The organism is Saccharopolyspora hordei, assembly GCF_013410345.1.
Taxonomy (GTDB): domain Bacteria; phylum Actinomycetota; class Actinomycetes; order Mycobacteriales; family Pseudonocardiaceae; genus Saccharopolyspora; species Saccharopolyspora hordei.
This window is the reverse complement of record NZ_JACCFJ010000001.1, coordinates 1,250,375-1,270,400: the sequence shown is the minus strand read 5'-3', so window position 1 is coordinate 1,270,400 and position 20,026 is coordinate 1,250,375. Positions and strand designations below refer to the sequence as shown.

General features: G+C 70.0%; 18 protein-coding genes. 4 read left to right on the top strand and 14 right to left on the bottom strand.

From position 1 onward, the window contains the following. Positions 1-159 precede the first annotated feature (159 nt). From HNR68_RS06020 to HNR68_RS05975, 10 genes are all read right to left on the bottom strand, one after another. Positions 160-450, bottom strand: coding sequence for a WXG100 family type VII secretion target (locus HNR68_RS06020; RefSeq protein ID WP_179718457.1), 291 nt, complete (start codon positions 448-450; stop codon positions 160-162). Positions 451-507: 57 nt separating this feature from the next. Next, positions 508-819, bottom strand: a complete 312-nt coding sequence (locus HNR68_RS06015) for a WXG100 family type VII secretion target (RefSeq protein WP_179718455.1) — start codon at positions 817-819, stop codon at positions 508-510. A gap of 138 nt (positions 820-957) precedes the next feature. Beyond that, complete coding sequence (locus HNR68_RS06010) at positions 958-1,356, bottom strand: hypothetical protein (RefSeq protein ID WP_179718453.1); 399 nt, start codon at positions 1,354-1,356, stop codon at positions 958-960. A 42-nt stretch (positions 1,357-1,398) separates the two neighbouring features. Further along, a complete protein-coding gene (locus HNR68_RS06005; protein WP_179718451.1) occupies positions 1,399-3,183 on the bottom strand; it encodes a type VII secretion-associated protein in 1,785 nt (594 codons plus the stop codon). Positions 3,184-3,428: 245 nt separating this feature from the next. Next, complete coding sequence (locus HNR68_RS06000) at positions 3,429-4,253, bottom strand: ESX secretion-associated protein EspG (protein ID WP_179718449.1); 825 nt, start codon at positions 4,251-4,253, stop codon at positions 3,429-3,431. An 11-nt stretch (positions 4,254-4,264) separates the two neighbouring features. After that, positions 4,265-5,650, bottom strand: a complete 1,386-nt coding sequence (locus HNR68_RS05995; protein WP_179718447.1) for a PPE domain-containing protein — start codon at positions 5,648-5,650, stop codon at positions 4,265-4,267. A gap of 22 nt (positions 5,651-5,672) precedes the next feature. Continuing rightward, the gene (locus HNR68_RS05990; protein ID WP_179718445.1) at positions 5,673-6,206 is read right to left on the bottom strand and encodes a DUF3558 family protein; all 534 of its coding nucleotides are present in this window, start codon (positions 6,204-6,206) and stop codon (positions 5,673-5,675) included. A 13-nt stretch (positions 6,207-6,219) separates the two neighbouring features. Then, the gene (locus HNR68_RS05985; RefSeq protein ID WP_343049962.1) at positions 6,220-6,618 is read right to left on the bottom strand and encodes a hypothetical protein; all 399 of its coding nucleotides are present in this window, start codon (positions 6,616-6,618) and stop codon (positions 6,220-6,222) included. A 375-nt stretch (positions 6,619-6,993) separates the two neighbouring features. Continuing rightward, positions 6,994-7,206 (bottom strand): DUF397 domain-containing protein, encoded by a 213-nt coding sequence (locus HNR68_RS05980; protein WP_179718443.1) that lies wholly within the window; start codon positions 7,204-7,206, stop codon positions 6,994-6,996. Next, positions 7,203-8,045 (bottom strand): helix-turn-helix domain-containing protein, encoded by an 843-nt coding sequence (locus HNR68_RS05975; RefSeq protein WP_179718441.1) that lies wholly within the window; start codon positions 8,043-8,045, stop codon positions 7,203-7,205. Before HNR68_RS05975 ends, HNR68_RS05980 begins: the two co-directional genes overlap by 4 nt. 111 nt (positions 8,046-8,156) lie before the next feature. On the opposite strand from HNR68_RS05975, the gene HNR68_RS05970 reads away from it, so the two are divergent. Together HNR68_RS05970 and HNR68_RS05965 are read left to right on the top strand one after the other, a co-directional pair. Then, the gene (locus tag HNR68_RS05970; protein ID WP_179718439.1) at positions 8,157-8,369 is read left to right on the top strand and encodes an HC3 family zinc finger protein; all 213 of its coding nucleotides are present in this window, start codon (positions 8,157-8,159) and stop codon (positions 8,367-8,369) included. A gap of 66 nt (positions 8,370-8,435) precedes the next feature. Next, positions 8,436-8,711 (top strand): hypothetical protein, encoded by a 276-nt coding sequence (locus tag HNR68_RS05965; protein WP_179718437.1) that lies wholly within the window; start codon positions 8,436-8,438, stop codon positions 8,709-8,711. 520 nt (positions 8,712-9,231) lie between these two features. Here the strand turns inward: HNR68_RS05965 and eccCa are convergent. After that, positions 9,232-13,338: a type VII secretion protein EccCa gene (gene eccCa / locus HNR68_RS05960; protein ID WP_343049961.1), complete on the bottom strand. Its 4,107-nt coding sequence runs from the start codon at positions 13,336-13,338 to the stop codon at positions 9,232-9,234. A 291-nt stretch (positions 13,339-13,629) separates the two neighbouring features. Between eccCa and eccD the strand changes: the two genes are divergently transcribed. Both eccD and mycP read left to right on the top strand, forming a co-directional pair. After that, a complete protein-coding gene (eccD, locus tag HNR68_RS05955; protein WP_179718433.1) occupies positions 13,630-15,069 on the top strand; it encodes a type VII secretion integral membrane protein EccD in 1,440 nt (479 codons plus the stop codon). Positions 15,070-15,080: 11 nt separating this feature from the next. Further along, entirely contained in the window at positions 15,081-16,478 is a 1,398-nt protein-coding gene (gene mycP / locus HNR68_RS05950; RefSeq protein WP_179718431.1) for a type VII secretion-associated serine protease mycosin, read from the top strand. 87 nt (positions 16,479-16,565) lie between these two features. Here mycP and HNR68_RS05945 read toward each other — a convergent pair whose 3' ends face one another. The 3 genes from HNR68_RS05945 to eccB form a co-directional block, all read right to left on the bottom strand. Beyond that, positions 16,566-17,852 carry a WXG100-like domain-containing protein gene (locus HNR68_RS05945; protein WP_179718429.1) on the bottom strand — a complete coding sequence of 429 codons (1,287 nt, stop codon included), beginning with the start codon at positions 17,850-17,852 and terminating at the stop codon, positions 16,566-16,568. A gap of 3 nt (positions 17,853-17,855) precedes the next feature. Beyond that, positions 17,856-18,167, bottom strand: a complete 312-nt coding sequence (locus HNR68_RS05940) for a hypothetical protein (RefSeq protein ID WP_179718427.1) — start codon at positions 18,165-18,167, stop codon at positions 17,856-17,858. A 166-nt stretch (positions 18,168-18,333) separates the two neighbouring features. Continuing rightward, a complete protein-coding gene (gene eccB, locus HNR68_RS05935; protein ID WP_179718425.1) occupies positions 18,334-19,920 on the bottom strand; it encodes a type VII secretion protein EccB in 1,587 nt (528 codons plus the stop codon). Positions 19,921-20,026 lie beyond the last annotated feature (106 nt).

The following is a 20,026-nucleotide window of genomic DNA, read 5'->3' as shown; positions in this document are numbered from 1 at the left end:
ACAACAAAGAATGAGGGTACTTGGTGGCTTCTGGCCCGGTCAAAACGGGTCCTCGGTAGCGGGGGCGAGGACGTTGACCAGGCAGATCGCCGAGTTGAATGTAGCAGCGAAGCGGCCCCGGCGATCGCCGGGGCCGCTTCAGGCGCTCATCGCGTGAGATCAGCCACCGAAGCGGCTGGCGTTCTTCTTCTCACCGGCCTGGAAGGCCTCGTTGGCGGCACCGACCGCCATGCCCATCTTGGCCGCGGTCTCCTGCATCTTGGCGGCTTCCTCGTCCCACTCCTTCTGAGCGGCGTAGTACGCCTCCTGGGCCTCACCCTCCCAGGTGGAGACCAGCTTCTGGATCTTGCTCTCCAGGTCGTCGAGCTCGGCCTGGATCTTCTGGGCCGCGGCCTGCAGGTCATCGGAAGCCTGCTGCAGCTCCGCGAAGTTGACGTTGATCTCGCTCATTGTCTATCCCCTCGAGTGCTCGTGCTGATGAACGTGGAGTGTGCGTTCGCGGGAGCGTCAGCCGTCGAGCAGGCTGGCGATCTTGGAGATCTCCTGGGCCTGCTCCTCCTGGGTCTGCGCGTAGTCCTGACCCGAGGACTGCACGTTCTGGCCCAGCTCGTCGAGCTTCTGGATGATCTTCTTGCCGCTCTCCTCGTACTGCTCCATCAGCTTCCGGAAGACGTCCGCGGCCGCGCCCTTCCAGTTCGTGACCGGGCCCTCCAGCTGGCTGCTCAGCTGCTGCAGCGCCTGCTCCACGGCGTTGCGCGCCTCGTCGATGTCGACCGCAGCCTGCTGGATCGCCTCGGTGTCCGCACCAATCCCAGCCATCTTCGGATGACCCCCTTCGAGCTCGTCATCAAGTTCGGATGAACCTGCGACGCAGACATTGCCACGATCGGTTCCCGGTTGTCCCCGATTTCTGCCGAACCCGTTGCTGATGTAAACGTCGTGCGCGGAAACCGCAGGTCAGCGCATGATGTGCGCTTGCGAAAAATCGAGGTCGCTGCCGTCGGACGGGGCGCGGTCCTGCAATTCCTCGTCCCTGTGCGCTTTCTCGGCGGCGTCCTGGGTGTCCGCAGTGGACCCCTCGTTCGGAACTGCTGCGGTGAGTTCGGGAACCGCGAGTCCCATGCGGTCGCGGTGCGCCAACGCCGCCGCGCGCTGCTCCCCCTCGGCGGTCGCGCCCCGCTGCTCCACCAGTTGGTCGGTCGTCGCCCGGAAATCGGTGGCGCGGCGGTGCGCTTCGGCGCGGGCCCGGTGAGCGCGGCCCACCGCGGCGGCGACTTCGGCGCGGAACGAGCGGACGGAACCTTCTGCTGCGTCCATGTGGAGCCTTCCCCGCCCGGCTGGTGCGAGCGAATTCACCCGTGGTCCTCGCGCACCGAGCGCGGAACGCGGTGCTCGGGTTCAGCCGACCGCCAGCGTCCGGACCACCCGCTCGCACGCGCGGCGCACGACGTCCTTGCCGGCAGGCGCGTACTTGCAGCCGACGCTCACCTTGTACTGGCCGCGGTAGAGCGTGTACCACTCGACGGTCGTCTCCGGCAGGACCTCCTGGTAGTACACCACTTCCTTGCCGCCGAAACTGCCGTTCGCGGTGAATCCGGAGAACGGCTTGCCCGCGGCGACGGACTGCTCGTACTCCGCGCGCAGCATCTCCACCGCGCGGGAGCGGTCGGAGTCGGTGTCGAAGCCGAGCCGGCCCTCCTCGACGGCGATCATCGACCCCTGGTCCCCGTCCTTGGGCTGCACGAGGGTCTGGAACTTCGAGGCGTCGCCGCCGACGTGCTCCCAGTCTCCGGGGTAGCTGAACCGGTAGTCGTAGGCCACCACCTGCTGCTCGGCGGCGGCGTCCGGCCCGTTGCTGGCGAAGAGCAGCGCGATGACCACCCCGGCGGCGACCACGGCCGCGGCGCCGCTGCCGATCAGCCAGGGCAGCGTGCGGCCGCCGCGGCGCTGCGGCTTGGCGACCGGCACCGTGGCGTCGCCACCGCCGATGACGACGGTGCGGGCGCGGCTGAGCGGATCGCCCGCGGTGACGGCGGGGGGCGGGACGGGCCTCGGCACCGAGCGGACCGTCGTCGTCCCGGCCCAGGCACCGGCCGGCGCCAGGCCCCCGGTGCGCTCCGGGTCGAGCCGGACCGCGCGCAGCGCGCCGCGCGCCACGACGGTTTCCGGCTGGTCGAGGGTGGTGGGCACCACGCCGGTGCGTTCGTGGATCAGCCGCGACACCATCGGGATCCGGCTCGACCCGCCGACGAGGAACACCCCGGCCAGCTGCTGGCGCGGCACGCGGCCCTCGCGCAGCGTGGTCAGCACCAGGTCGGCGGCCTTGCCCAGCGGGGCCGCGATGAGCGATTCGAGGTCGGCGCGGGTGACGTGCGCGTCGGAGAACGGCGGCGGCATCGGCACGTCGGTGTAGGTGTGCCGGGAGAGGGTCTCCTTGGCGCCGCGCACGTCCTGGCGCACCACGCGGCCGCGCCGGCGGTCGGCCATCTCGCGGCCCTCGATGAGCTTGGTCCAGGCGTCGGGGTCGGTGCCGGAGACGAGCGTGCCGATGTGCTCCAGCAGGGCCTGGTCGATGTCGGCGCCGCCGAAGTTCGGGTCGCCGCGGGTGGCCAGCACCTGGAACGACGCGCCCTGCTTGCGGACGACGCTGGCGTCCACGGTGCCGCCGCCGAGGTCGAGCACGGCGAGCGCGCCACCGTCGGGGAGCCCGTGCCCGGCGGAGTGGAAGACCGCGGCGGCGACCGGCTCGGGCACGAGCACGATCTCCTTGCCGAGCCCGGCGGCGGCCTGGCGCAGCTCGGCGGTGCGGACCGATCCCCAGTCGGCGGGGTGGGTGAGCACGAGCAGGTCGACGGCCGCGCCCCCGGCGAAGCGCCGGGCTTCGCCGACGGCGCGCTGCAGCACGGCGCGGATCACGTCGCCGACCTTGAGCACGGTGGTGCCGAGCAGCAGTTCGCCCTCGTCGATGCGGCGCTTCGGGTGCGGCTCGAACCGGGCCGGGTCGACCGCTGCCTGCCGCTCGGCCTCGTGGCCGACGAACAGCGTGCCGTCGGCCGCGGCGAACACCGCGGACGGGACCAGCGGTTGGCCGTCGATGACCACGACCTGTGGTTCGGCGCCGCCGACCGAGACCACCGTGCATGTGCTCGACGTGCCGAAGTCGATCGAGACGTGCAGGGACACCCAGAACTCCTTCACCGTCGCCGGAGCGCCGCCCTGGCGACGTCGTCGTCCGACCGCCGACCACCCCGACGCGCCGACTCCCCTCGAGCACCCTAGGGGGAGAGGGGGCGAGCGCACCAACAGTCTGCCCCGAATCGAGCACGCTGTGCGATCGCCGAGGACCGGGCGTGTCCGGACGACGGTGCACCGACCGGCGGCTCCGCGCTCAACCTAGCGGACGTTCCGGGCGCAGGAGTCCGGCAGCGTCAGGCGGCGGAGCGGACTTCGGCGACCCGGTTCTCCAGGGCCCGGCCCAGGTCCTGCGGGGTGAGCGGTGCCAGCACCAGCTCGGGCCCGACGCCGGGGCGCTGCTGCTGGGTGAGGCCGTAGCGCCCGTCGGGTTCGGACGCGTCGAACCACTTGAGGACCTGGGAGCGGCGCGTGCGGCCGTACTGGTCCCGCATGTTCACCACGAGCTGGCCGTCCCGGACGTGCTGCTCGTCGAGGGCGGCGCGCAGCGTGTCGGCGGGCGACTTGCCGGCTCGGGCGGGCGTGGCCGACTGCATCATGTCCATCTCCTCGAAGTTCTCGTCCGGAGCGGACTTCTGCTCCTCCGCGAGGTCGGCGCACGGCACGGCGAGGCGCGGGCGCTTGCCGGGCGGCGCCGGGGGCATGCCCTGCAGCGCCGCCGCCACCACGGACGTCCGCGGGTGCACGGAGATCCGCAGGTCACCGCCGTAGCTCTGGGACTCGCCGGAGTCCTGCACGAGCAGCAGCGCGCCTTCTTCGGTGGCCACCGACATGAGCCGCACGGGCGACTCGGTGGTCGCGTCGGGCAGCCAGATCCCCTCGACCCACAGGCCGGGTTTGGCGAGCTGGGCGAGCACCTGCGCGAACCGCGGCGCCAGCCCGTTGCCGTTGAGCAGCCCCGCGGCCTGCATCTCCGGCATGGCGCGCTGGCGCAGCACGGCGCGCTCCTCCAGCGTCGCGCCGTGCGAACGCACCGCGATCGGGAACGGGTACTCGTCGAAACCACCCAGTTCCCAGCACAAGTCGAACCACAGCGGTGGCAACAGCCAACGCTCGGACACGCCTACCCCCGTCACCTGCTCCAGTCACCGAAGACCGGCGGAGCGGTCTTGGGCATGTCGTCCAACCAGATGTCGTCCTGCTCCTCGAGCCAGCTCGGCCGCTCGTGCTCCTGGTCCTCGCTGCCCTGGCCGCGCTGACCAGCAGCACCGGCACCGGCACCCATGCCACCGGCACCACGACCAGCGGCACCGCCCGCGGCGCCACCCACGGCACCAGCACCGGCAGCCCCACCGGCACCGAGACCACCCATGCCCGCACGGCCGGCAGCGCCCAGACCGGGCCCACCGGCACCAGCACGACCGCCGGCGCCCATCGCGCCACCGGCACCGGCCCCGCGAGCACCGGCACCACCGGCACCGAGACCGCCACGGCCACCAGCGCCCATGCCACCGGCACCGCCGGCACCGGGCGGCATCGCGCCGATGAAGCCGGCGCCACCGCCACCACCGGGCGCGTTGCTACCGGGCCCCGGCATGCCGTGCCCGCCCCCGGGCAGGTTCGGCGTCTGGCCGGCCCACTGCGAACCGGTCTGCGACGGAGGCGTGTAGCCACTGGGAACGCTGCCGCTGGGCACACTCCCGCCACCCGGCACGGTGCCGCCCCCGGTGGGGTTGCCGGAGATGCCGGACGGCGTGGAGGAGATGCCCTGCGTGGTGCTCCGCCCCTGGTCCGGCGGGGGCGGCGGGTTCAACGGGTCGACAGGCGGGGGGAACGCGGGCGTGCTGCTGTCGACGGCCTGGTAGCCGTTGGCGTAGACGTTCTGCACGAGCTGCCGAGCCTTCTGCTCAGCCTCCCGCTGCTCCATCAGCTGCTGAGCAACGTCGACGACGCCACCGCCCGGGATGATGCTTCGGACGCCCAAGCGGAAGCCGTCGAACTCCTTCGGGGGCTCCATGGTCATCTTGGTCTGGGCCGCAGCGTTCCCGGCCTCTTGGATCTTCAGCCCAGTGCCGCGCACGGCATCGCCGAACTGCTGGCCCCACTCCTGCAGCGGTTTCGCAGCATTAAGACCGGCCTCGGCCGCTTCGCCTTGGAGCTCATCACCAGCGGCCTTGCGGGTCTCTGGCTCGAGGTCGGCGAAGATCTGAGCGATCGACTCCCCGAGCTTCACCCAGGCCTGACCGGACTCGTTGATCTGGTCCGGCTTCAGCGACTGCCCGAGCTGGTTGTAGAGCCGAGCGTGGTCCCAGTCGTTCCAGTTGTCGTGCTGGGTGATCGAAGCCGGGTCAGTGCCCTGGATATCCAGACCCGCCTGCTGCTTGGTCAGCTGCTGCTCGCGCTTCTGGATGGCGGCGGCAGCTTCCTCCGCCATGCGGCGGCGCTGCTCCTCGGCTCGCGTCTCACCGATCCCGGTGATCCTGGAGAAGCCGTCGCTTATGACCCCGAAGTCAACCATGAAGTTCCCCCTCGACTAGCTCTCACTTCGGCAGCTTCGGCTCGACAAGTTGCGCGATCTCCATGGCCTTGGCGCAGGTCGCTTCGTCGCTCTGCTTGTTGTCCGCGTCGAACCCGAACTGGACAGTCACAGACCCGCTACCGACCTCAATGACCTGGTTGCACGTGCTCTGCCCAACAGCACCTTTAGTGACCTGCTTGATGCCGTTGCGCGAGCCGACCTTGTTTTCTTCGAAGATCGCGAAATTGTCGCGCTGCCCCTTCCAGTAGGCGAGGCTGTCATTCTCACCCTTGTAGATCGCGAAAGCGTAGGAGTCCGCGTCGAAGTCGCAACCCTGCTCACCAACGCCCTGGTCAACGGGTTCTCCTGGCTCAGTCACACCGAGCTGTTGGAGCTCGTCAGCCGACAGCACATTGCAGGGGTCGACGTTCGCCAGAACATTCTTCTGCTCAGGAGCTGTCGTCTGGCCATCGTTCCCGCCACCAGAGGCACACCCAGCGAGGAGAAGCCCCGCAGCAGTCCCAGCCACGGCGACGGCAAGTCGTGTCTTACGCATAACCACCACTAGATCAGACGTTCCGGTTCAGGTTGCGAGCGTGCTCTTCATCCGTGTTTTGCATCTCCCGCGCGGAGTCCCGGTAGGCCTGCGCCATGTTCCGCAGGATCTCTTCCGTCTTCGCCAAGATCGCTACGAGGCCAACCTCAGGAGCGTTTACCTTGTCCTCGAACTTCTGCCCCAGGGCACGCCCGATGTTGCAGTCGCCGAAAGCGGACCTCGCGAGAAGACGGTCGGTGCGGAACCTCTTCTTCCTGACGTCGTCAGCCTTGTCCTCGTAGAGCTTGGCGACGCGCTCGGCGGCCTCGGGTGTCATCACGACCTTGCCGCTGTCGACTGCAGCGCGCAGGCCCGCGGCCTGCCCGGCGAGCGCGCTGGCGCCAGCGGCGATGCCTTCCAACCCTGTCGTCACGGACTCCCCCTACCCGAACATGATCATGGCAGGTCACACACAGGTGTGATCACGGACGCAGAGTACAAGAGGCCGCCCCGAAGAGGGACAACGTTCGCAGAACTTCTCCCGCGGATCGCGCGAACAGCCCCGGCTACCAGCGACGATCCCGCAAATCCGAGACGAACACCACGCACCTCACCAACGAAGCAGAGCACACCCCGCAGGTCTCCACGGCACCTCGCCCGAGCTGGCCGTACACCTGATCATGCACGTGTGCACAACATTATTAGCCGAAGTTTCCACTGCCCGTGACCAGCGCCTAGCTCAAGAGAGCCGGATCATCGTCCAGCGCGATCTCCACCGTCCGAGAGCAGTCGGCGGGCGCGAGGAGGTTTAGCCACGCTCCCGCAGGCCCGAGACGAACGCCGCCCACTGCCGCCGCGGGAAGACCAGCACAGCCCCGTCCCGGTCCTTCGAGTCGCGGACGCCCACCACCTCGACAGAGTCACTTGGCGAACCACCGTGGGACGACCAGCCGACTTCGACACAGTCGGCTTGAGCTCCGCTGTACGAAGACTTCCGCCAGCCACCCAGAACGTACGTCATTCCGCCTCGCCTTCGTACTTCTCCAGGTACCTCGTCAGTATCTCCTTCGAAGCGGACACATCAGAAGCCTGCGCGTCGATGTTCTCGATCGCTTCGTAGAAGAGCTGCACGTCCTCGGGGTTGTCGATGAACGCACCGGAGCTGCGCCCTTCCAGGAAAACGAGCGGCCTGGACGCCACGAACTCCATGAGGACGAAAGTGCCACTCAGCCCTGCATGCGCACCCAAGTCAAGAGGCAAGACACGGACGCTGACGTTCGGCATCTCGTCTGCGTAGAGCACCTGGCGGACCTGCTCTGCCATCACTTTCGCCCCGCCGATCGGGCGCATCAGCACCGTCTCGTCGAGGAACGTGCGGAACTCGACCGGCTCCCGCTTGCTCAGGATGCCTTGGCGCATCTGGCGGATCGCAACGTGATCCTCCAGGTCCTCATCCGGGACGTTGCCCGTTTCCATGATCTGTCTCGTGTAAGCCCGGGTCTGCAGCAGACCTGGGACCGTGTTGAGCGAGACGTTCGTGATGCACTTCGCCCGCTGTTCGGCGTCGATGAGCGCCGTCAACTGGTGCGGGAGGTTGCGCCCCAGCTCCCACCAAGCCGGCTCGCGAACATCACGGGCCAGCTTGACCAGCCGTTCTCGGTCTTCGCCCTCAACACCCAGCACGTCGAGCATGGCCCTGACGGCATCGACCTTGACCCCACGCTGAGCGGTCTCGATGCGGCTGACCTTCGCTTCCGACCAGCCGAGCGCACGAGCGAGCTCGCGCGCACTCAACCCCGCAGCACTTCGAGCAGCTCGAAGTTCCTTCGCCAGAGCACGAGCTCTCGGGGTGTCCACCATGAGCTCAGCTTACGAAGGTCTCGCCGCCCTCCTGATCTCCCACCTTCGTGTAATTGATCACTTGCCAGACAGTTGGCAAAACTTGCCACATCACGACGGAAAGGAGCCGGGATGTCCGGGTACTTGACCTACGTGTGGCGGCCGGTGACGGGTGGTCGTCACGCCTTCCCCATCGCAGCGACGAAGGCACCACCGGACGCCGAGGTGGAGGCGTTCTGCGGAGCCAGGACCGCAGCTCCCGAGCTGCACGACCGGTCCGAAGTGGACTGGATCCGCGAGCGCACCTGCATGGACTGCTGGCGCCTGCTGGCGGAGCGCACCTGATCCGCAGCGGCGATCGCGCCGCCGCTCCACACCCCCACCATCTCGAACCGAGGAAGGGACGCCGTCATGCCCTGGATCCAGCTGAGCACGTTCGTGCTGTTCACCCTGCTCATCCTCGCCCTGCTCGCCACCCACCTCCCGATCCGCGTGCCGCGTTCCGCCACCGGCCAACACGCCGGGACCGGCGACGGCGACTGCACCGTCTGGCACCTCATCGCCGCCGTCGAAGCCGAACGCGCCCGCGAGCGACCACCGACGCCTCCCGCACCCCCACCGCGACCCCGGTTCCCCGACCCCACCGCGGACGACCGGCCCACCGGACGCCACCACCTCCGCACCTGACGGGTCGTGAGTGCGGAGACCGGCTCCAACCGGCCTGCGCACTCACGACCCACGCCGACCAGGGCGGTGCGGCTCCACTCCCCCGGCACCGGCCGCACCTGCCCGCCGGCGGTGGCCGGGCGTGCCCCTCCCCGCGCCCGGCCACCGCCCCCCGCACCGAAACCGCCCCGGCCGACCACATGTCGATGGGATCGACGCACGTTCAGTGGAGATCAGACGCGCAACCTCCCTTGGGATCGCGGCGGACGGGGTCTCCCAACCGGCCCCGTCGCCCACCCGGGGTGTCGGCCCGCAGGAGTCGTGAGCGGCGGAACCGGCTGCAGCCGGTCTAGGTACTCACGACCCATCCGCCGGACGACGGCCCCTCCGAAACGAGCGGGTCGTGAGTGGGGGAACCGGCTCCAGCCGGCCTGCGCACTCACGACCCTCCCGACCCGCCTGCGGTGGAGGGGCCCTGAACGGCGAGGAGCCCTCCTCGACCAGGTCGAGGAGGGCTCCTCCCGTCTCGGGCTCGTGACGATCACTCCGGCGGGATGAACGCCGTCTGGATCATCTGCGGGCCGCCGCGCAGGCTGCGGCTGACCAGCGTGCCTCGACCAGGCGGGAGCGGACGGGACTTGATGTTGGCGACCAGCTGGCCGTCGTCCTTGTTCGCGCTCATCGCCAGACCCGGGGCCGAGGTCTCCCGCATCTTGCCGATCAGCGGCTCGTACAGCGCGCGACCGGCACCACCGGAGTTGCGGGCCAGCACGATGTGCAGACCCACGTCGTTGGCCTGCGGGATGAACTCCGCCAGCGGGGCCAGCGGGTTGTTGCCCTGCGGCGCCACCAGCTCGTAGTCGTCGACGACCACGAACAGCTCCGGACCCTTCCACCAGGAGCGGTTCTTCAACTGCTCCTGCGTGACGTCCGGACCCGGCAGGCGCTTCTTCAGCGAGCCGACCACGTCCTTGACGTTGCTCTTCAGCTGGTCCGCGCTCACCGAGTACTCCAGCAGGTGGCCGGTGTTGAGGAAGCCCAGCATCGTGCGCCGGTAGTCGACCAGCAGGATGAGCGCTTCCTTCGGCGTGTACCGCTCGGTGATGCCCCGGATGATGGTGCGCAGCAGCGCCGTCTTGCCCGACTCGCGCTCGCCGAACGCGTAGAAGTTCGGCTCGGCGTTGAAGTCGAGGTACACCGGGTGCAGGCCGTCCTCGTTGATGCCGATCGGCACCAGCTTCGGGTTCGGCTGCTGCTCCGGACGCGGCAGCTGCTGGTAGGGCAGCATCTCCGGCAGCAGGCGGACCATCGGTGCCGGACGACCCTTCCAGGAGCTCTTGACCCGGTTCACCAGGTCCGCGACGCCCTCGGAGACGTCGTCGTTGTACAGCTCCCAGCCCATCCGCGGGGCGCGGACCGGCTTGCCCTCCTCGATCTCCCGCTTGACCTGCTCGATCTCGGCCTCGACGCGGTCACCGATCTTCTCGCTGTCCACACGGGGCAGCGCGGTGAGGAAGTGCAGCTTGGAGCTGTGCATACCGCGACCCGGCCGGCCCAGCGGCACCTTCACCGCGAACTTGCGGTCGATCTCCGACTCGCTCGGGTCACCCAGCCGCAGCTCGATGCGGGTCTGCATCAGGTCCTTCATCGCCGGGCGGATCTCCGCCCAGCGCGCCGCGGTCACGAACACGTGCACGCCGTACGCCAGGCCGTTGGCGGCCAGGTTCAGCACGTCCTGCTCGAGGGTCTCGAACTCCTCGCGGAAGGTCCGCCACCCGTCGATGATCAGGAACGCGTCACCGTACGGGTCGTCCTCGAACTCCCCGCGCCGCCGCCGGTTGCGGTAGTCGTTCATGCCCTCGACAGCGTGCTGCTGGAACCGGGCTTCCCGGTCCGCCAGCAGCGTCTTGAGCTCGGCGATCGTCCGGCGCACCGTGTCCTGGTCGCGCCGCGTGCCGTAACCACCCATGTGCGGCAGGCCGCGCAGCGCCGCGATCGAACCACCACCGAGGTCGATGCAGTAGAACTGCACCTCCTGCGGGGTGTGGGTCAGCGCCATCGACGCGATCATCGCGCGGACCGCGTTCGACTTGCCGGCACCGACACCACCGACGATCGCGCCGTGACCGCCCTGACCGCTCAGGTCCAGCACCAGCGGGTCCTGGCGCTGGTGGTACGGCACGTCGATCAGGCCGATCGGCACCTGCAACCGGCCGCTGCCCGCGTAACCGGCGGCCGTGTAACCGCGGTCGTCGGTCTGCTGCAGCGGCGGCAGCAGGCTGTCCAGCGTCGGCGGGGTGTCCAGCGGCGGCAGCCACACCTGGTGCGCGGGCGGGCCCTGGCCGCGGACCTTGTCGATGACGATCTGGAAGTCGGTCGGGTCGAGGTCGCTCTTCTTCTCCTCCTTGACCTCTTCGACCGGCTGCTCCGGTTCCTTCGGCTTCTCGATGTAGTCCGGGACGAACAGCCGCGGCATCTTGTCGCCGGTGACCGGCGCGGCAGCGCCCTTGAGCGCCGGCCGCCGACCGCTGGTCTGGTGCAGGTGCCCGGACACGAACGCGGCGCGGAACCGCTCCATGCCGTTCGGGTGCTTCAGGTACCCGTGACCACCGGTGGACGGCAGGTCCGCGGCGTCCGGAACGCCGATCGCCGCGCGGGACTCCGCCGCGTTGAAGGTCTTCAGACCGATCCGGTACGACAGGTGCGAGTCCAGGCCGCGGAGCTTGCCCTCCTCCAGCCGCTGGGACGCCAGCAGCAGGTGGACCTGCAGCGAACGACCCAGACGACCGATCATCACGAACAGCTCGGCGAAGTCCGGCTGCTGCGACAGCAGCTCGGAGAACTCGTCGATGACCACGAAGAGCGCGGGCAGCGGCTCCTGGCAACGCTCGTCGCCGGCCTCGCCCATCTTCCGGTAGTCCCAGACGTTCTTCGCGCCCGCCTTGTTCAGGATCTCCTGGCGGCGGTTCATCTCGCCGGCCAGCGCGTCCTGCATGCGGTCGATCAGCGAGCCGTCGCCCTCGAGGTTCGAGATGTTCGCCGACACGTGCGGTGCCGGGTCGAACCCGTTGAACGTCGCACCACCCTTGAAGTCGACCAGCACGAAGTTGAGCATCGACGACGAGTGCGTCGCGATGAGGCCGAGCACGATGGTGCGCAGGAACTCCGACTTACCGGAACCGGTCGCACCGATGCACAGCCCGTGCGGGCCCATGCCGCCCGAGGCGGTCTCCTTGATGTCCAGGTGGACGATCTCGCCGTGCTCGCCGGGGCCGATCGCGACGCGGTACAGGTCGTCGCGGGACCGCGGCCGCCACGCCTCGTTGAGGTCGAAGGTGACGACGTCACCGGCCAGGCCCAGCTGCTCGATGTAGTTCAGCGGCGTGGTCAGCGGCTCGTAACCACCGCTGTCGGCCTCCGCCGCGCCCACCCCACCGGCGACCCGGTACGGCGACATCTGGCGGGCCAGCGCCGTGGCCTCCTCCATGGTCAGCGAGTCCGGCTTGCCGAACCACTCCACACCGGCGCCACCGCGGGCACCGATCCGGCCCTCCTCGACGACCATCCGCATGCCGCGGCGGGCGGTGAGCTGACCGAGCAGGTCGGAAAGGTCGATCATGGTGACACCGGCCAGGCCGCCCTCGACGTAGAGCGCTTCCTCGCGGCTGATCTCCGCGTCGTCGAGGATGATCACGACGTGCGGCTGCCCGTCCGGCGGCGCCGCGTTGCGCTGGAAGCGCGGTCGGTCGGCCAGCTGCTCCGAGAGCATCTGCTCGATCGCCGCCAGCGAGCCCGCCATCAACCGCATCTGGCCGATGCCGTCGGTCTCGGTCGGGTGCTGCGCGTGCGGCAGCCACTTGACCCACTCCCACTCCGCGCGTGCGCGACCGCTGCTGGCGACCGCGATGATCACGTCGTCCGGGGTGTGGAAGGTGGCCAGCTGGCACACCATCGCACGGGCCAGCCCCCGCACCAGCTCCTTGTCGCCCTGCAGGCCCACCGCGGCGAAACCGCGCAGCGAGGTGGCGATGGGCAGGTCCGGGACCAGCGAGTGCGCGCGCACGAAGCGGCGCAGCGCCAGCGTGGTGATCGGCTCCAGCTCGTCCACCGGGCCGGTCTGCGGCGGCACCAGGCGCGTTTCGAGCCGCTGCGACCCACGGCCCACGCGCACCTGGCAGAAGTCGTTGTCGTTCGGCCGCCGTTCCCACATGCGCCGACTCGGGCCGGTGACCAGGGACCAGAGGGTCTGCGGGTCCGGGTGCACCCACTCCCGCGCCAGCCGCTGCTCGTCGGCGGCCTCGCGCGCGCGGTCCCGCATCTGGCCGAGGTACCGCAAGTAGTCCTTGCGGTCCTCGTTCATCTCAGCCTTCTTCTGGCTGCCCTCCTTGCCACCACCGGCCATCATCCCGAATGTTGAGATGAGCATCATCATCGGCATCATCATCATCATCGGGTTGTTCCGCGCCCGCTGGAGCATGAAGACCATCATTCCCAGCGACGCGACGATCATGACGGCCGGAAGGACCTTCTGGACGATGTTGCCCGGAATCGTCCGCGGGATCTCCGGCGGTGGTTCGAGGTGCACCTCCCCGCCCGGTGGCCTGGGAGCGGCCAGGCGTGGCGTTCGCTTGAACTGCAGCGTGCTCACCGGACGCAACAACCTTTCCGTGTCAGAACGTGCTCTCGATGTCGCGCCCAGCATTCTCCACAGCTGAGGCGCCCCCGGCGGCGGGGTCCGAGTCGGACGTGACCAAGCAGATACGAAGTCGTTGGTACGAGTTCCGCCAAACCCGCCACCCGTCGACGGTCGGTGTGGCCATACTAGGGGCGCTCTCCGACCGGGCGGGTGGGTTTCGCGAGAAATTCCGGTCTTGGTTGGATCGAGCCCCAGACGATGAACGAATGCACGCGATCGACCTTCACGGAGTAGGGGGCCCAAGTGGCGACCGGGACCACGGTGTTCAGCCGCGTGACGGTGGTGGCACCTACAACTCGCATCGACCTGGCGCTGCCTTCCGACGTGTCGGTGGCAGACCTGCTGCCGATGCTGCTGGAGATGGCCCGCGAGACGAAGCCGGACGGCGGTTCCCGGCACGGGGGCTGGGTCCTGGCCAGGCTCGGTGACAGCCAGCCGCTCGAACCGAACCAGTCGCTGTCCGCGCAGGGCATCGTCGACGGCGACATGCTGCAGCTGCGGCGCGGCGCGGACAACCCCCCGCCGCCGCTGTACGACGACGTCGTCGACGCGCTCGCCGAAGCCGAACCCGGCAGCTACCGCCCCTGGACCAAGGAGACCGCGGCGAAGGTCGGGCACACCGCCGGCGCGCTGGCGATGATCGCCGCCGCCGCGGCGCTCGGGCTGGCCGGCCCGGCCGGGCTGCTGCACCCGAACCTCAACACCACGACCGCGGTCGTCTACCAGATCGTGGCCGCCGTGATCGGCGTCGTGGTCGCGATCTTCGCCACCGGCGTCGGCTCCATCGTGGCGCGCGCGTACGCCGCGCCGACCACCGGGACCGTCATCGCCGCGGCCGGCGGTCTGCCGTTCGCCTTCGTCGGCGGCTTCAACATCGTGCCCGGCAACGCGCTGGAACCGCGGTTGCTGCTGGCCTCCGCGTTGATGCTCATCTTCGCGTCAGTGTCGATCATGGTGATCGGCGCGGGCATCGTCACGTTCATCGCCGCCGCCACCGCGGGCGCCTTCGGCACCGTGGGCTTCATCATCGCCACCCTGGTCCCCGCCGCGAACACGGCCGGCATCGCCGCCGGTGTCGCCGCCGTCGGCCTGGCCGGAATCTCGGTGCTGCCGCGCCTGACGATCCAGCTCGCCAAGCTGCCGCTGCCGCACGTGCCGGGCAGCGCCGAGGACCTCAAGGAGGACACCGGCTTCCCGGACTACCGGGAGATCGAGCGGCAGACCGGTCTGGCGCACCAGTACATGACCGGTCTGATCGTCGGCTGCGGCGTGACCGCCGCGATCGGCGCCGTGGTCGCCGCCGCGGACAACCCGATCTGGGGTGCGGCGTTCGCCGTCGTGGCCTCCGCGGTGCTGCTGCTGCGCGGCCGCAACTACGCCAACGGCGCCCAGGCGATCGCGCTGCTGTTCAGCGGTCTGCTGTCCTCGCTCGGCGTCACCATCGGCCTGCTCACCCAGGTCGCGACGATGCCGATCGCGGTGGCGTGGACCTTCCCGCCGCTGCTTGTCCTCGGCGTGCTGGCGATCATCTTCGGCGTGGTGTTCCCGAACAAGCGGTTCTCCCCGGTGCAGCGCCGCATGGTGGACATCCTGGAGGCGGTGCTCATCGCCCTGGTGCTGCCGCTGGCGCTGGCCGCGATGGACCTCTACATGTACATCCGCGACCTCAACATCAACTTCTGAGGGGCGGCTCGATGCGCTCAAGGTTCTCCCGCAGCACGCGGCGCGCGTCGGCGTTGCTCGCCGCGGTCGGCGTGCTCGCGCTGGGTGGGCCGACGGCACCCGCGATGGCGCAGACCGTCGGCCCCCCGGAGCTGGACGAGTCCAAGGTCGCCCCGCCTGGCCTGCAGCAGTTCAACTACCCGCAGAAGCAGGCCTGCATGCAGGGCAACCCCGGTGGCGGCCTGATCGAGGAGAAGCCGTGGAGCCAGCTCGTGCTGGGCTACGAGCGGGCGCACGAGCAGGGTTTCCGCGGCCAGGGCAAGACGGTCGCGGTCATCGACACCGGCGTGAACCCGCACCCCCGGCTGCAGCACGGCCTGCGGGACGGCGGCAGCAGCATCCCCAAGGGCGGGGCGCTCACGGACTGCGACGGGCACGGCACGATCGTCGCGGGCATCATCGCGGCCGACGAGGACCCGACGAACCAGACCGGCTACGTCGGGGTCGCCCCGGACGCGGCGATCGTGTCCATCCGGCAGAGCTCCAGCCTGTTCGTCGAGGACGAGACCAACAAGACGGTCGGCAACACCCGCACGATGGCGCAGGCCATCAACCGGGCGGTGGCGGAGGGTGCCGACGTCATCAACATCTCGCAGTCGTCCTGCCAGCCGATCGCCCAGGCCGCCAACCCGAACAACGAGGGCAACCAGGAGCTGCAGACCGCGGTCAAGCAGGCCTATGACGCGGGCGTCGTGATCGTCGTCGCGGCCGGCAACGTCGGCGGGGCCTGCCAGGCGAACCCGACCGGCAGCCCGACCACCGCGGTGCTGCCCGCCTGGTTCGACGACTACGTGCTCACCGTCTCCTCGGTGAACGAGCAGGGCGCGCCCTCCGACTTCAACGTCGCGGGCCCGTGGGTCGACGTGGCCGCGCCGGGCGAGAACCTCGTCACCCTCGACCCCGGCAACGGCGGCACCGGCCTGGCCAGCCAGATCGCGCACGGCGCGGACGGTCAGCTGGGCCCGATCGAGGGCACCAGCTTCGCCGCCCCGTACGTGTCCGGGCTGGCGGTCCTGATCAAGCAGAAGTTCGAGGCCGAGGGCAAGCAGCTCAGCCCGAAGGAGATCATGGACCGGATCAAGCAGACGGCGCTGCACCCCGGTGGTTCCAACGGGCGCAACGACATCGTCGGCTACGGCGTGATCGACGTGGAGGCCGCGCTGGGCGACGTGGTGCCGTCCGAGTGGGGCAAGCAGGAGCCGCCGCAGAAGCAGGCCCGCCTGGGCGCCGACGTGATCCCGCAGCCGGACTACCCGGCCCTGATCATCGCCCTCGGCGGCGCGGGCGCGGGGATCGCGGCGATCGTCTTCACGGCGTTCCTCACCAACGCGGTCCGCAACGTCCGAGCCCGCACCCGCGGCGACCGCTGACCCGACGACACGAGAACGGCCCGGTGTCCAGTGTGGACACCGGGCCGTTCTGCTGTCCGCGTCGCCGCAGCGTTCCCGCCGGACACCTCAGTCCTCGCCGCGGCGCCTCGGGGGTGGGGCGTCGCCGACCGAGGCCGTGCCGGTGCGCGGCTTGGGGGGTGGGGCGTCGCCGACGGCGGCCGACTTCGGCTTGTCCGCACCGGGTTGCTTCGGGTGCAGGGCGTCGTCGATGGACTTGCGGGGACCGTCGGAGTGCAGCGTCGACGGGATGTCCAGCTTCCCGCTGCGGGCCACCGGTTCCGGGTTCGGCTGCTGGCTCGACGGCGCGCCGAACACCGCCGGGGCGGCCTCCGGGGGCGTGCCGAACAGCTGCTCCGGCGTGGACCGCAAGCGCGACTGGTTCTTGCGCTCCTGGCCGCCGCCCTGAGCACCGCCCATGGCACCCATCGCGCCCATGGGCATCATCCCGCCGTACATCCCGCCGGCCACCGCACCTCCCGCGGCTCCCGCGGCGACCGCGCCCCCGGTGGCCGCCGCAGCGGGCGGCGTGGCCGAGGAGGGCTCGCCGGCCGCGGTGCGGCCGCCCTCCGCCAGCGGCGGTTCCCCGGCGTCCGGTGCCGCACCCACGGTGCCCGCTCCGCCACCGCCTGCCGCGACGGTCCCGGCACCGCCCCCACCGGCCTCACCGCCAGTGCCGCCGCTGCCTGCGGCGTCACCGTTCGCGTGCGCCTCGGTGCCCTCCGGAGCCGGTGGTGCTGCCTCGGTGGGCGCGGTGAAGTCCCACGGCTGCGCGGGCACCCGGTCGTCGAACTGCACCGGTCCCGCCGACCGCCCCGCCTCCAGGTCGTCGCAGAACCGGGCGAAGGCGCGGTAGGTGTCCGAAATGGACTCGACGACCTCCTGCACCGGGTCGGCCAGCTCGGACAGGTGAACGCGGGCGCGCTCCGCACCGCCCTCCGGCAGCAGCAGCGCCGCGGACACCACGTCCGCGGCCTCCGCGATCACCTCGCCGAGGTCGTCCACCTGCTCCTGCACGCTCTCGACGGTGTGCTCCAGCACGTCCGCCAGCGCGCGCATGGCGTCGATGAGGTCGTTGCCCGCCAGGCCGACCTCGCGGACGTGCGCGAGGAACGCCTCGGCGTCCGCGCCCTGCCAGGCCGCGTCGATGCCGCCGAGGTGCTTGTGCACGTCCCCGGTCGCCTGCTCGACCGCGTCGGCGGTCTCCCGCCAGACCCGGGCCGCCGCGCGCAGGTCGTCCTGGTGGCCCACGAGTTCGGCCAGCTGCGCCGGGACCACGTCCTCCAAGGCCAGGTCGCGCGCGGTGCGCGCCAGGTAGTCGAGGTGCTCCGCCACCGCGTTGTCGTCCCGCCGCACGGTTCAGCCCTCCAGCTTGCGGATCTCGAGGGCACCGTCGTCGTCGCCACCGGAGTGGAACGCCACGACCTCACCCAGTTCGTCCCCGGCGCGGGTCAGCGCTTCGCTGGCGCGCCGGCTCTGGTCCACCAGCAGCGCGGACAACCGCTGGTAGGCCTCGGCCGCCCCCGCCTTCCGCCCGAGCTCGCCGAACGCCTCCGGCGCCAGCTCCGCCGCGGCCAGCTCCCGCGGTGCGGCGGCGATCTCCTCACCCGCAGCGCGCACCTCGCGCGCGTACGTCGCCAACCACTCGACATCGACCCGGATCCCCGACACCTGGCACCTCCCACCTGCTTCGCTGCTCCGGGGTCCCCTGCGAGCCGGTCGCCGGGACCCTCGATAGCAGTCCGCCCGCAGCCACACCGTTGTGCTGCGGGCGGATGTGCTCGTTCCTCGGACGTTCGAGCGTGCCTGTTCGGTTCCCCTCGAGCTGGGCCGGAGATCAGCTCCCCATCATCGGGGCCGCTCCGGCCTGCTGCTGGGTGTTCTTCGGCGGGCGGTTGACGCCCGGACCGACAGGCACCGCGTCGTAGGTCATGCTCGCGTTGGCCGGGTCGAGGAAGTCGCCCTTGGGCAGCACCCGCGTCAGCCAGGACGGACCCGCCTTGATGTCACCGGCACCGCCGACCACGCCGAGACCCTGCGCGGTGGCGACGTCCTTGATGCCGTACTGCACGCCCTGGTCGGAGACCAGGAACAGCGGACCGCTGTCCGCACCGGCCTCGTTCGAGGTGGCGCGCACCACGGCCGCCTTGCCCGCCGGCATGTAGAAGTAGTCGACGTTCGGGCCGGTCCCGTCGTACTGCGCCAGCTTGACCGCCGGCTTCACCGCCGGCGTGCCCTTGTTCAGGGTGACCGTGATGTTCTGGTCGCCGTTGACGTTCTTCCAGCTCAGGCACGAGGTGTCGGACTGCTGGAAGGTGACCGGGCTGGGCACCGCCACCGGGAAGTGGGAGAGGTTGATCTTCTCGTCGTCGTCGGCCTCGTCGGCGTCGGTGACGGCACCGGTCGCGTTCGGGATGTCCCGGCTGTTGGTCTTGTCCGCGTGCAGCACCGCCGCCGCGCCCTCGCTGATCTTCTGCTTGCCGCTCGGCAGCAGCAGGTAGAACTCGTCCGGCTGGCCCGGGACGGTCCGGCGCACCACGTCACCGACCTTGCGGTTGCTCATGTAGCTCAGCTGGTCGCCGTCACCGTCGATGGCCGGCACGCGCAGCGCCGGCACCTCGGGGATGGCGTTGAGCATGTGCGTGCTGATGGTGCGCGGCGTCGCGCCCCGCAGGCCGTACATGTCCAGGATCGTGGTCTCGTTGCGGTTGACCATCGACTTGACCACGTGGGTGTGCGGCTTGCCGGGCAGGTCCTCCACCCGGTAGACGAGGTACTCCCGGCCGGAGGTCTGGTCCTTGACGTACAGCGACTGGTCCGGCCGCAGCTCGGTGCCGTGGTGCCCGTCCCCGCCGATGACGGTCGTCTGGACCTTGGTCGCCGCCTCCACGCGGGCGTCGTTGAGGGTGTCCTTGACCTGGCCGACGTCGCAGATCGCCCACGACGGCTCGGCGATGTTCTTCGCGTCCGGCAGGTAGGTCGGGGCGTTGACCAGACCGGTGAGCGAACCGCGCGGGATCTCCGCCAGCGCCGACTCCTTCACCACCGTGGTCGGGATCGGGCCACCGCCCTGCGCGCCGCCCTGCGCCATCACCAACAGCTTCGCCGACGCCACGTTGAGCATCGGGATGAGCCGCTTCTCCGCGTCTTCGTCGGACGTGACGACGAAGACGCTGCCGGTCTCCTTGCCGATGACGATCGACCCCGGTTGCGGCACCGAACCCATGCCGCCGAACAGGCCCCACACCAGGAACCCGATGCATGCGATGGCGGCGAGCACGGCCCCGGCGATCGTGGCCCGCTTGTGCGAACCCATCGGATCGTGGAGCATCACCGCGTCTTTGCGCACCAGCGCGGACTCCATGCGTCGGAGCACGAACCGGTACGCCTGGACCTGTGACTTGGTTGTGGGTGTTGATGCCATTCTTCGCCTACAGCTCTCCCGTCCGAGGTACGGTTTCGCAGGATAGTCGCAGAGAGATACCGAATGGGTGCGGTTCGACCGAGTCCGTCAGTATTCTCTTCACGCG

What these genes read in the sequence shown, in the direction of transcription:
- HNR68_RS05990 (WP_179718445.1), bottom strand. Translation starts at nt 6,206, where the DNA reads ATGCGTAAGACACGACTTGCCGTCGCCGTGGCTGGGACTGCTGCGGGG.
- HNR68_RS05995 (WP_179718447.1), bottom strand. Translation starts at nt 5,650, where the DNA reads ATGGTTGACTTCGGGGTCATAAGCGACGGCTTCTCCAGGATCACCGGG.
- HNR68_RS05970 (WP_179718439.1), top strand. Translation starts at nt 8,157, where the DNA reads ATGTCCGGGTACTTGACCTACGTGTGGCGGCCGGTGACGGGTGGTCGT.
- HNR68_RS05975 (WP_179718441.1), bottom strand. Translation starts at nt 8,045, where the DNA reads ATGGTGGACACCCCGAGAGCTCGTGCTCTGGCGAAGGAACTTCGAGCT.
- mycP (WP_179718431.1), top strand. Translation starts at nt 15,081, where the DNA reads ATGCGCTCAAGGTTCTCCCGCAGCACGCGGCGCGCGTCGGCGTTGCTC.
- HNR68_RS05980 (WP_179718443.1), bottom strand. Translation starts at nt 7,206, where the DNA reads ATGACGTACGTTCTGGGTGGCTGGCGGAAGTCTTCGTACAGCGGAGCT.
- HNR68_RS05965 (WP_179718437.1), top strand. Translation starts at nt 8,436, where the DNA reads ATGCCCTGGATCCAGCTGAGCACGTTCGTGCTGTTCACCCTGCTCATC.
- HNR68_RS06015 (WP_179718455.1), bottom strand. Translation starts at nt 819, where the DNA reads ATGGCTGGGATTGGTGCGGACACCGAGGCGATCCAGCAGGCTGCGGTC.
- eccB (WP_179718425.1), bottom strand. Translation starts at nt 19,920, where the DNA reads ATGGCATCAACACCCACAACCAAGTCACAGGTCCAGGCGTACCGGTTC.
- HNR68_RS06020 (WP_179718457.1), bottom strand. Translation starts at nt 450, where the DNA reads ATGAGCGAGATCAACGTCAACTTCGCGGAGCTGCAGCAGGCTTCCGAT.